A 12,410-nucleotide genomic window follows, 5' to 3' on the forward strand; every position below is an offset into this window, starting at 1 on the left:
CCTGAGCTCATAAGTGCGGGCTTTCATACTATTTGACTTACTTACCTCTTCCCTAAGCGAAGCCTGTAATGCTCAAAAGGCGACTGCCGACCTGACCTCTATGGTGTCAGGCAAGGGTGGAAATTTTCCCAGAAAACCGAATTTGAGTTGTGGCACGAAAGGCGACTCCGTTCCATCCGCCACAACTGTGCACTCCACAAGCGAGACACCACCCACGTTCTCAATGCCGCACTCTCTATCGTCCGAGCGTGATGCCAGAGAACCTGATACTTCTGAAATTAGAGCTTCCAAAGTATCTGAAGCCCGATCGACTGCTCTCTCGTCAGCGCCCTCACCGAATTTGCTTCGATCGAGCGACATTGCTGATGAAGCCGCGCGGTCAACCACCTTCTGCAACTGGTACTTCTGAAAAAACACCCCGCCGTAAGCCGCAGCTGTGTAGACCATGCCGACTACCAGCGGAAACACCAGAAGAAACTCGAGTGCAACCGCTCCGCAGTTTTTCCGCGACATCAAAACCCTATAACCGCAAGCCATAATGATCACTTAATACCAAATAAGCCAACGGCGTGATTGGCTGACATCTGTCGGTCAAACCCTATCAGCATTCAAAGCAAACTACTCACCGTTGCCGGTATCAGATGCTTCCTGAAACAAATCTTCGAAGGCGGACTCTACCGTGTCTCCAAAGCCCCCGCCGCCAGCCAAGAAGCCCAGCACAATGATAATACCGGCAGCGAGAACCAAATACTCGAGCGCTGAGGCACCCTTTTGGCGGCTCCGCCCAGCTATCGAATCGGCTTTGTTTCTGAAGCTCTGAAAGTGCATGGGTTGCCTCCTTGGTTTTCATTGATCAATAGAAATGTCGCTTGAACATCTATGTTCAGTCTAGAGGGTATTGTTCGACAAAATCGAACAACACCCGCAAATCCTAATTTAATGGTAACAAAAATAGCAAGTTACCAAATGAAGAGAAATGTCAATTTTGGTTAAAATTAAAGGATGTATATTATCCTTAACAACAGAATGTAGTTATATAAAACGTCGAGGCTGTCGCGAAACCCTGAAATCTCCACATTCAATTGGTGAAATTGAGGAGGAAAGGCAAGGAGCCGGCAGATAGCCAACCCCCATATCAGGCTACGCCGTTGGAGTCGTCAGCTACTGCCAACTTTGGATCAAGCTCCCACTCACTGAACAGGCCCTGGTTACGACCCGGAATCGCTTATTTCTTTAATTTCTTGCTCTTTCTATAACTTATTCATGCCAACGGCCATCTCTCCAAAACTGTACAGAATTTAGCCCACGAGCCTGTAATTCATCTTCAACACAATCACGAATCTGCCGGTAAATCGGCTCTCCCATGATCGATCGTTGCCGGAAAATTCCAGCCAACCGGCGGGCAAAAAAAGGGCACGGAATATTGTCGTTAGCAAACGCATAGCTCATGACCCGTGATGCGCCAAATAAAGGACCAAGCTGACTAAGCTTGAAGCTTGGGTCTTCCTGTTGAATTCTAGCCAAGATCTCGCTGCCTTTGCCCGGGCCGCGAATGAATAGTTCAATGTCGCCAGGGTACCTGAACAGGTAACGAATCAGTATTGACGTTGGTGCATCGATGCGCTGGTTCGCCCTTTGCCGAAATCGGTAGAAGGCTTTAACTTGGATACCAAGAGTCCAATAAGCCTCAGAACTCGTCAGCTCGAAACTTTCCCTGAACAACGTAAAAAGGCTGTTAGTGTCTCCAAGAATCGGTTGAGTGTTGCGTGTGTATTTTCTAAGCTCCGTCTCGGCTACCTTTTCCGTGTTAGTCCAATTTCCCTTACCCAGTGCACTCTCAGGATCCAAATCTCTTGACACTGCTTCGTCACGGAGTACCTGCAGATAGTGCTTTTGGAACCAATCACCCCACAGAGCACTCAGTTCATCAAAGAAAGCCTCATAGGTTTCATCGGACATCCAGGACGTTAATGAGTCCTGTTCGCGCAGAACGGCCCATCCCCGGGCTTCAAACTTTTCGATTTCATTACCGCCCCCGATGACCCCCTGCTCCTTCTGGTATTTCGATAGTAGCCGCTTGAACAATTCACCAAACTTTCCGACCACGAGCATCTGTAGACGGGTTACCGGGATACTGCTGTTGACGCTGCTGGAACTGTCCTCCGCAAGCATTTTATAGGAAGAAATATAGGACCTTCCGAAAAGCGGCGCGAAACCACTTTTTTTCGGTCTTGCACTGCCATTGCTGACACCCCTTCCTTCAGGGAGCATGAATGGTGCTATAAGATCAAAAACTTCAGGATTGGTGGGCCTCAGTAGCAGTTGGGCGTAATGGGGGTACTTCAGCAATAGCCGGACCAGGATAGCTTGACTGGGCCGTAAACTTGGCACCTCGACTGCCCGAGTTTCCAGTTCCTCATCAACATCAACTGTGGAGTCGGTCTTGCCGAGCACATCAATAGACGATTTTGCCCGCTTCAACTGTCCAAGCCGGTTAACCGGTACATTCATAAGCATCGCTAAATCAAGATCCTTGACCTCAACGCCATCAAGAGCGCTTTCAAGCATTACTTTGAGGTACGCCAAATTTTGCCCACTGATTGCTTGAGCTGGCCGAGTCAGTTCATTTTTGTTTGCAAAAGACATTTTTTAATCCTGGAAATGAAATTTGATTTAGCGTAAGCATTATACTTTTGACCTAGTCGAATTCGATGTTAACATTGGTCGCGTTTAGGGTTTACAGCGATCCTCATCAATTGTGACGAGTCAAATGATAATAAGGTTCATTCGTTTACAGACAAGGTGTGAAGTGTGTCACTAATTGGAGCGAAAACATTTTTCTTCTACAAGGGTAAATCCCAGCCCTCGCATCACACTGTAAGCCTGCCGGATTACTTTCAAAAATCAGATATGAAATTGCCGAGATCTGGCGTCACGCTCCTCTACGGGCATAAAGGGCCTGGAAGCCTGGTTGGTGCCGCTATCCGCAAAAGCGCCAGTGAGAACATCGGCGTTTGCTTTGCCGACATAAAAATAGATATTGGTCTTTGGGATGCCAATAAACAGAGCCTCGACAATTTCGATCGGTGCCGATTCCTGAATCTTCCCTCCAGGGCCAACAGGGATGTTCTGGATGACATCAACAGCCGTTGGAACCAATGGCTGGAACAGAGCTGCCTGCCAAGAGAAAGCTTCCCAAGAAAACCATCATCAAATATGAACCTATTAGACAGGCTCGTTCTTGAAGAACCCTACTCGCACCTAAACGCCATTGCTTACGACGCGATTACCCGGTTTGGGATAGCCAAGTTTGTCACCGTTTTCAATCTGGATGCCATACTGATGGAAGAAATAATGGTGATTCCACCATCCACAAGAATTTCGTTCGTTAAGCCCGAGGCGGCTGATTGACCTCTGGCAATACCTTGTTTCTTCCACTGTTTTTTGCCTCGTACAGGGCAACATCCGAGCGTTTAACAAGCGACTCCGCTGTATCACCGGGCCGAAATTCCGCAACACCCATACTTATGGTTAACGGTGTATCTATGCCAAAGTCATAGCTTTCGACATGTCGGCGGACCATATTTCCCACGCCAACAGCTTTGTTAATCGGCGTTTCTGTCAATATGACAATAAACTCCTCCCCACCCCACCGGCCAATTACATCTGTCGCCCGAATTGTCGATCTAACGAGGTCGGACAGTGCAAGCAGCATGCTGTCACCCATATCGTGACCGTAATTATCGTTCACTAACTTGAAATGATCGATATCGAAAAGCATTACTGAAAATGGGTTTTGGTACCGTAAACTACGGTCGATCTCGTGATGCAATATCTCTTCAATTTTATGACGGTTGAAGAGGCCAGTCAGACGGTCGTAGAGAGCCTGATGCATGAGACTCTTAATAAGTCGGTGACGGGCAAATGCACTGGCAAGTATTGGAGCGATCGTCGACAAGAGGTTAAGTTTTTTTACTACTCTCGATTCCTGAGGGCCAAGCACAATAAATCCCTCCAACGTAGAATCTGCAGATAATGGGAACACCAGACACTGATCGATGAGCCGCTTGTTGCTGTTAACAGATCCATTCGAACTGATACCTATGGCATGAGCGAACTCGTGGTCAGTACTCAAGTGCAAGCACTGATACTCCGCTTCCAGCGAAGCTACAAACTCTGACTTGTGAACCAACAGCTCCTCACTGGAGAGCCACTGCCGCACATCCTTACCAGCGAGTCCAGAACATATGCTGCTCTCTTGATCCCGGAAAGTGCCAACCGGACGATAATTTCCGTCCCTCTCATCAAGAATCCAGCACCTCAGGCTTGATGATGGTACTTTCATGAAGGCTGCAAGCTTATTGGTTGCAGCCACAAACGTACTGTGGTCAGGTCTGTGTGGATCTGTCATTAACTGTTGACTGAAAAACCTGAGAAATTCTTCTAACCGCGCATTCTCCCGAAGCGCGTTGATGGAGAGGTGTCGCTCCATTGTTGAGCTGGCCAGATGAAGCGGGATTGCCAATTCTTTATCGCTTACCGGTGTTTCCACGACAGCCTCTTTGTAGAAGAAGTCGAGGGTTCCAAGCAGTTGGTCATTGATGCCGAGCAATGGTAGAGAAACCCAACGCTTGATACCGGCGGCCTTGAGTGCCGAAGCCATTACCCGAGGCGCGAGAATATCGCCGTCGCGAAAGTCCGTTGTGGTTTTTTTCCTCAACACTGACGATGTTGTGTGGACACCATTCCCGAACACAACGAGAGCATTATCAATTGCGCTACAAGCCTCTCGCGACAATCCCTCAGGCCGAACGAGATATTCGAGCCTTTCGGTCTCGGCGTTAAAAGTAGTTACACCAATTAGAGCTTCTGGCCCGATGTATTCACGGCAGAGACACACGATAGACTGTAATGCGTCGGGCAACTTTTGCTCAGTTAGAGTAGAGTCAACTAATTTATAACGATCATTCAGCAGCTTTTCGTGGCCACTTTGTGCGGCGCTGCGATCCAGGGATATCAGATACTCCCCACCAGACCGTCCTTTTATCAATTCAATGTGAGCTATGAGCGCGTTAAGGTGCTCTCCCTCTCTATGAGTTGATTCCAGAATGTGATCTGCAACCCCCATTGGAGACGGTATACCCTCTTGTAACAGCCTCCGCACGTTGGATAACTCTGCTGGAGACTCTTCCTGCCAGCACAATAGATATTCCAATCTTCTTCTTGCTGAAGCTTCCGATCCATCGCCCAAGAGATTAACGCAGGCACTGTTCATTTTCCTGACCGACAAGGGCTCTTTCTGTAGGACCAACAAAGGTGTCTGGACAGCCTCAAACACCTGATCGAGATAATTATTGGCTAATTGAACCTCACGGGAAAGCTCACGGTTTCTGTCAATGATAGAACACCAATTCAATTTTGCTTCCGCTACCTTGGACATGAACGCCCATAAGAACAGGCCTATAACGACCAAGGTTACGACCACGAACCAACCTGCCAACCATCCGGGCCAAGCGCTCAAATCTACCATAGCGCTATGCAATCATCTCTCGTAAACTTGTCACTAATCCAATGATATCATTGGCGTTTTTCTCACGATTGACCAATAGATTGTAGCGAACACGAATAATCTGGCCCTTTCTCACCGAGGGCACACTACTATTGACGCTGTTGCGCCATACGAGCACGAACCCCTCACTAGCATGAATGTCGGAAGAGGTATCTTCTACCAGTATTTGCTGGTGGGAATCCATGTATGTGAGCACTTTGCGAACTCGAAAGTCCTGCTCGAATACTGGTTCGGGAAATCCCCTTCCCCATGGCTGCCGCTCAATCCAGTGGGCAAGGGGGAAAACTCGTTGATTGATTGTGAGTGCTCCGTCACTGCCTTCCGGCGAAACGGCCATCTGAAAGTCACTTGACGCTTGTTCCAGATATTGACGCAACGACATCTCGAAGCCTGGCAATCCCGCCTCGTCTATCTCGAGAAACGCATAGCTTGTATCTGCTTGCCATTGCGGATGGTAGGACGCCAACTCGGATTGAAACGATAGAACATTCAGCGTGTCACCAATGTGTATACTTTCAGTCCTGAGATAGCAGAGGGCACGATCGGCTCCCCCAGCTTTTGTCGTTGTGAGCAAATAAACCCCCCCGAATTGCCCAAAGTTCTGTTCCGCGACTACCGGCAACAAAGCTTCAGTTAGGGAATCATTTCGTAACACATGTAATTGAAATTGTGAGTTGTGAGCATTTCCTGACTTTCCACTCAATTCATTTAATGTAGGTATGCCATGAAACTCGGTACGGGTCCGCAGCATATCTGTCTGGTGCGTCAGCAGTGATGCTTTGGCACTTTTATCCTTTGCAGTTTTTCTATCATTGGTTAGCAAACACTCTATCAGTGTGTGGCAATCTCCAATCTGTGCCATCACTCTGAATAATGGGGATAGCGACTGATCAATCTCTTTCGAAGTAAAGGGGTATGCAGCGTCGCATTCCGTAAGAAGAGACCTCAAACCATAGCTTAACAACCCTCTTGAATGCGCTGTCCGAGGCGGCAACGACCAACCACGATTTATTTGTTCAAGACCTGAGCGAACCAAAAGGCGCATGGGTGCAGAAAGTAGCCTACCGCCCAGGATAATGGACAGCCCAACCAAGGCTCCAATGGTCTCAAGACCCGCAGATTGCAACTGCGACACCAGGACCTGACTACGCGGATGGGATGCAACAGAATTAGCGATCTCATCACGGGCGCGCAACAGAAGAAAATGAAGCATGCAGCACAATGTGTATTCTTTTTGCGGCCCCTCTCCTGGATTATCCAATCGGGGCGCGAACGCGATTTCCCCATCGCGACTATCAAGGCAACCGGCAATTGGAGAAACCGTGGCGAGACCAGCATCAACACCGGATGACAGCAAGATATTTCGGGTTTGATCAATCTCCCCCTTGGACGGGTTCAGCAGCAAAACGAGATCCGGCTCCGAACACTCTATCTTTTCTTTCACTACGGAGGCGCCTTGAGTGTCGACCATACAAATCGCGACATCGACCGCCGCCTCTGACTTCCAATCCCCGACATTGCCACGAGAGGTTGCAACAACATCTCGCGTTCGACGCATTGCCTGGGACAATAACTGGATTCCCTGCTTAAAGCATGCAACGCTAAAGATTACCTCTGATGAGGCCTTACCAACGAGAAGTATGCTTCCTCCGTTCAAAAAGGATTCCGCAATTTTCGATGCCAGCGCAGAGAATTGAGGCGTAGCTAATCCATTCTCGATAGTCTCGAAGCTTTCAAGATCTGGGAAACTTGTATGTCTAGAGTTGAAGATCTTTTTTTTCACAGTGTCCAGGTCTGAGGAGGAAACAGGCCTGCGAACCTTCATATGGCGATCGATGTTGGATATGGTTGCTGTTTCTGGCATGTATTTTCCCTGTAAAGCCGCTGGTACGTTTTCTAACCTTAACGAATAATGACAAAGTATGGTGCCGCAGATGGGGGTCGGATTTCGTAGTCAGTCTCTGCGCAGGCCACAGCCACCAAAAACGTATCTATGCTGTTAGAAAGCAAATCCGGCAGGCCTCTCAGCACCAATCACCAAAGCTCAGGTACTTTGAGCATAAATGCGTTTATGCTGGCATAACCGTAAAATTTTAGAATAATATAGCATAGGTATTATTATTCTGTACATCCAATGATGTTTCGAAATTTTACGAGGTGATAGTTAATCATTTAGCTAATTTACTAGGAGAGACAACATCGAAAACGAGCCATCGAAACAATAGACTGTCAACGTATCAAGGGGATAACCGCGCGAATACCGGCGTTACTACCATTCACCCAAAATTCAGCCAGACCACCCAGTTCAGCTGCCCGAGTCTGCATATTATTTAGTCCCCGACCCCGCGTCACGCAGGTCGATTTTTCGCACTGGACTACACCATCGTTCCATACCGTCATTTCCAGATTCTGCCCGTCAGACACCAGAGAAACACGGATGCAGGTCGGGTGTGCATGTTGGAGAGCATTAGTAATGGCCTCAAGCAGAATGCGCCTTAAATTGATCCCCTGCCGAACCGAGAATTTTCGCGGACCTGCCTGCAAATTTTGACTCCAGTCAAGCTCAACCTGCGTTGGGCATAACCTTTCCTCTGCCTCTGCCTGCCAGTCCTCAATGCATCCAGGTGCTTCCTGAAGAGCGTCGCTATCAATGGCTTTCATTGACTCACGCAGGGATCGCAGTGCGTTACGAGCCAACGAAGCATAATGATCATTGGGCGATTGATGTAGCAGAGACAACAACTGACCTCCGACATCGTCGTGCAAATCTCTTACTATACGCTGCCGCTCCTGCTGAACGGCCTCCATTTCCTGCTGATGGACTTTTAGTATTCGTCGCGTTACTCCGAAAAGGCTTTCTACGTAAACTTGATCATCGGGAGAAAATAGCCTCTTTCCATTATCCGCGTAAAGCAGCCGGAGACGACCACAGTCGCCAAACAATGGAACATCCATATGCGTACCATTGTCGGAGAGATACACACTGGTGAGCTGAATCGCTGAAGATTCAATCGCGGCCGGCTGAAAGCTCCGGCTAAGGATGGATTCCCACTTTTTATTGACTTCGCCTGCAGGAACAGCACCTGCGATTTCCTCCACCATCTGCACCGGATCCTGCTGACTTCGTGGTGCACCACCGACTAGTGAAGCCCACGCCCACTGGCGCAAAGGAAAATACAACCACCCCACGATGACCACTGCCACCATCAGTGCTACCGGCGGTTGCACCTGAAGATAGGTAATTAAGGCTAAATCCACCAAAACGATTGATAATCCACCCAGAAACCAACCCCAGATGCGCAGCCACCACCGGTCAACCTGGAATAACCTGTATCGAATGATTCCTAGAGCAAATCCAACGTACAGTAATGAGGCCACTGCCACCAGCCCCCACTCTGGAACGATTGGAACGCCTCGTAAAGTAAGCGGTATATAATATATCGTCAGTCCTGCGCCCATGATGATAAATACTGCCAGTAACATCCATTTCAGAGCTGCCCGATCAACCGGTCTGCCTCGTGAAACTCGCCATTGGCAGAATGCTATAGCGACGCCGATCGCATACATGGCGTATATGGGCAGAAAAAAACTGTGAAGCGGCAAATCGAACATCTGATACCATTCATTGCTTAAAGTAAGAACAAAGGCTGCAGAAGCGTATAATTCAGGAGGGTTTCGAGTTATTTTATTTGGAAATCTCGCCATGAGCGCGAGGATGGCAAACAGCATCACTAGAAGCCCGGTTCGATTGCCTCTGGAAAGCAGCGCCAACACGTCCCCTTGGATACCAAGTTCACGACAGACGTAAATACTGTTAAATATACAGGACAGTATAAAACCACCGGACGACAGACAAAGCATCCTCGCTGCTGGTTCCCTTGGCCGGGCTGCAAAAACCGACAAGCCAACGATCCACACTACCATCCCAAAGAAATTCAGTAGCCAAAAATCAGCGGGAAAACTCTTTAAAGCTCGCTCGTCAATCAAGCTGACCGAAACGCTGCGCTGGCCATTGATCTCAAGCTTGGCGCCAGACGAAAGCAACTTGGCGACGCGCGCCGAATGCTCGAAATAGTTTGCCTGCTCTGCGAAGCGATTAAATCCGGAAGGCTCCAGACCGGGGTCGAATCCCCGGAGTGAAAAGCGTCCCGCTTGTTCACTGATGAGTGCAGTCACGCGGTCGCCGGGACTCAACTCGACCGAAGAAAACTGATGATGATAAACCTTGTCAATGACGGGGAAACCAGCTTCAGTATCATAGGCGACACTAACACCTAACCAAGGCTGGCGCTCCACGAAAACCAATGCAGCCAGCGTCATAAGTAGCGCCAGAATCGCCCCCGCCCCCATCAAAGGTAGCGGTGCAATCGCTGCCCCCCTGATCAGTTGCTGGTAGGCCATCATCAGAAATCGGAGGCTCCCGGAACCACCCCCATCTGCACCGCTCGCAAGGTCGCTTCGGCCCTGCCTGAAACATTCAACTTCCGATAGATGGATTTGGTATGACTGGCAGCTGTGTTGGCAGACATGCCAAGCAGCCTTGCAATGTCCGCCCGGCCCATACCCTTTGCAAGTAGCTGAAGCACTTGCTCCTCCCGCTCCGAAAGTGGTTTATCCAGTAAAGAGGCGGTCTGTCCATCGCTCAGGTTTTTATTGCTATACGCTTCATTTTCGTCCTGCTCTTTATGGAAGTGACGGAGGATGCGTCGCGCGATGGTGGGACTGAGCGGCGGCTTTCCTTCCAGGATACCAGTGAGACTTTCAATCATCGAATGGGTTGGCTGGTCTTTCAACAAATAACCGCCGGCACCAGCCTTCAACGCGTTAAAGAGATGGCGATCATCATCGAAGATGGAACAGACAACCAGGTAGGCTTCCGACCGCTCAGAACGCAGTCGGCAAAGGAGGTCAATACCAGAACCGTCCGGCAGGCTAAGATCTATCAATGCCAGAGAGGGCATTATGTCAGGCAGTATCCTGAACGCCTGCTCAAGCGTTCCCGATTGAACAATATCCGGATTTTTCAACACCCGGTTTACAATCGAAACCAGCCACTCACGGGTCTCAAGGTGGTCCTCTACAATTAGCACCTGCTGCATCACACATCCTTTGCCTACGCAAAATTGCGGAGATCCTACATCCATCGATACTCTTAGTTTAGAAGCAGGTGGCATCAGAATTCAAAGTGGGGCCCTGGAAACAGGGCCCCGGATACTGGTAGTTACTGGCGCTCGTAGCCAAAATCAGTGAACAGTTCGTCGTCCCGGAACTGCTCTTCATCGGGATTGGCCGCCGGGTCGCTCAGATAGAGCGTGCTGCCGTCGACCCCGAACAGATCGTAGACCTCGACGCCAATGTCGTAGAACAGGTCAAGCTCGTAGGCCTGCACGGATTGCGGAGAATTATCCACCGCCTCGCCTACCTCATAATCGAACGGCTGAGTATCGCTGTTCTCGGGAGTATCACAGGCCTCCGAATCAAAAGCTTCCTGTGTTGCCTCACCTGAACCATCACTGTTGAAGGTATAGGTGATGCTGGTCCACTGGTCAGTATCGGATTGCTCGCACTCTGACATGGCCCAGGTGCCGGTAATGTCTGGTGCCTCCTCGGGTTCGGGCTCTTCCGTGCTTTCAACGTAGCCACAGGCCGCTACTGCGCTCAGGTCGTCCTCACTTGCCTGTTGTCCATTGACAAGAACCTCACCGCCGCCCGACGGAAATTCCACGGTATAGGTTTCTTCCGAGCCCGCTGGCGTAATATCAATACCCCCGCTGGTTGGAGTAACCTCGTCTGCGGTCAGGGACTCAACATACAGAGGGCCGCTTTCTTCGGTGCTGAGAGTGGCGTTCACCCCGCAGCCCTGGGTCGCACTGCTGCGTACCTCGTACTCCCCGTTAATGTCCAGCCGGATGTCCCCGGTGCCACCCGAATCCTGCGCGGCCTGCAACACAAAGGGGTCGTCCAGCGTGCCCAGGCGGCTGTAGGACTGGTTGCCGTTGATCTCCATGTCCATTTCCAGAAACGCCACACTGGTGAGATCTTCACCCGGAGTGCCAAGCCAGTCGGACAGGTCACCGTCGACACAGCCATCACACAGATACATGCGATAACGCAGCACCGGTATCGACAGCCCGGCAAGAGGCGACTCCAGTTGCAGCGAACGTGAGGGATCCGGGGCATCGTCAAAACTGAGTGTATCCCCGCCAAGCCCCCCGGCTTCGGCGAAAACCAACCGTCGGTTTGGGTAGGTATCGACATCTTCCCGCTGTGCGATGTCGTAAGCACCCAACACCCTTGCCTGACTGACATCACAGTTGGCCCGCCCGCGGGCATCGTCCGCCGCCCCGGATGCCACAGATGCCGAAGAAGTGAATGGTGATGGAAAGTCAACTTCCGACAAATCAATCACATTGCCTTCCTGAGCCACAAAACCTGGGTCCACAGAATCATCAACTGCGGAGCAATTATCATAGGGCTCGGTGGTTGTTGCCGTACTAACACTCTTACTCTGCGCCATGGCGCCCACCTGCTCGTCTTCCGCTGCACTACCCGACTGAGCCAGTGCCTGGCCGGGAAGAGTGTTGGCTTGTCCAGCGATGGAATAGGCAATAGCCAAGGCCTGACGAGAATCGGATAACGTTGAGACGTTTGGCGGATCATCACCCTCGTTACCTCCGTTACCTCCATCGTCTCCGTCACCTCCGCCGGAAGATCCCCCACCACACCCGGCAATTGCTAGGACCGTCGCCAGTGGTAAAAAAAGCCAACTTACCTGACGTTCCAGCACCGTTTTATTCTTGCACTTGCCCATAGTTCGACTCCATGATCTGTCTATTATTTC

General features: G+C 50.1%; 9 protein-coding genes. 1 reads left to right on the forward strand and 8 read right to left on the reverse strand.

All coding sequences use genetic code 11. The features are described from left to right. Positions 1-72: 72 nt before the first annotated feature. From HLUCCO03_RS12695 to HLUCCO03_RS12705, 3 genes are all read right to left on the reverse strand, one after another. Positions 73-513 (reverse strand): TadE/TadG family type IV pilus assembly protein, encoded by a 441-nt coding sequence (locus tag HLUCCO03_RS12695; protein WP_027831496.1) that lies wholly within the window; start codon positions 511-513, stop codon positions 73-75. Positions 514-618: 105 nt separating this feature from the next. After that, positions 619-828 carry a hypothetical protein gene (locus tag HLUCCO03_RS12700; RefSeq protein WP_027831495.1) on the reverse strand — a complete coding sequence of 70 codons (210 nt, stop codon included), beginning with the start codon at positions 826-828 and terminating at the stop codon, positions 619-621. A 429-nt stretch (positions 829-1,257) separates the two neighbouring features. Further along, positions 1,258-2,646 (reverse strand): hypothetical protein, encoded by a 1,389-nt coding sequence (locus HLUCCO03_RS12705; protein WP_027831494.1) that lies wholly within the window; start codon positions 2,644-2,646, stop codon positions 1,258-1,260. A gap of 165 nt (positions 2,647-2,811) precedes the next feature. Between HLUCCO03_RS12705 and HLUCCO03_RS12710 the strand changes: the two genes are divergently transcribed. Continuing rightward, positions 2,812-3,411 (forward strand): hypothetical protein, encoded by a 600-nt coding sequence (locus HLUCCO03_RS12710; protein ID WP_027831493.1) that lies wholly within the window; start codon positions 2,812-2,814, stop codon positions 3,409-3,411. Here HLUCCO03_RS12710 and HLUCCO03_RS12715 read toward each other — a convergent pair. From HLUCCO03_RS12715 to HLUCCO03_RS12735, 5 genes are all read right to left on the reverse strand, one after another. Continuing rightward, complete coding sequence (locus HLUCCO03_RS12715; RefSeq protein WP_197025652.1) at positions 3,389-5,440, reverse strand: GGDEF domain-containing protein; 2,052 nt, start codon at positions 5,438-5,440, stop codon at positions 3,389-3,391. The two genes, HLUCCO03_RS12710 and HLUCCO03_RS12715, sit on opposite strands and share 23 nt — an antisense overlap. A gap of 94 nt (positions 5,441-5,534) precedes the next feature. Then, positions 5,535-7,433, reverse strand: coding sequence for a hypothetical protein (locus HLUCCO03_RS12720; RefSeq protein ID WP_027831492.1), 1,899 nt, complete (start codon positions 7,431-7,433; stop codon positions 5,535-5,537). 365 nt (positions 7,434-7,798) lie between these two features. Further along, positions 7,799-9,973 carry a hypothetical protein gene (locus tag HLUCCO03_RS12725; RefSeq protein WP_027831491.1) on the reverse strand — a complete coding sequence of 725 codons (2,175 nt, stop codon included), beginning with the start codon at positions 9,971-9,973 and terminating at the stop codon, positions 7,799-7,801. Further along, a complete protein-coding gene (locus HLUCCO03_RS12730) occupies positions 9,973-10,668 on the reverse strand; it encodes a response regulator transcription factor (protein ID WP_027831490.1) in 696 nt (231 codons plus the stop codon). The genes HLUCCO03_RS12725 and HLUCCO03_RS12730 overlap by 1 nt, the downstream gene beginning before the upstream one ends. 122 nt (positions 10,669-10,790) lie before the next feature. Then, positions 10,791-12,380: a hypothetical protein gene (locus tag HLUCCO03_RS12735; protein WP_292016714.1), complete on the reverse strand. Its 1,590-nt coding sequence runs from the start codon at positions 12,378-12,380 to the stop codon at positions 10,791-10,793. Between the last annotated feature and the right edge of the window lie 30 nt (positions 12,381-12,410).

This window comes from Marinobacter sp. HL-58 (genome assembly GCF_001314605.1).
Taxonomy (GTDB): Bacteria; Pseudomonadota; Gammaproteobacteria; order Pseudomonadales; family Oleiphilaceae; genus Marinobacter.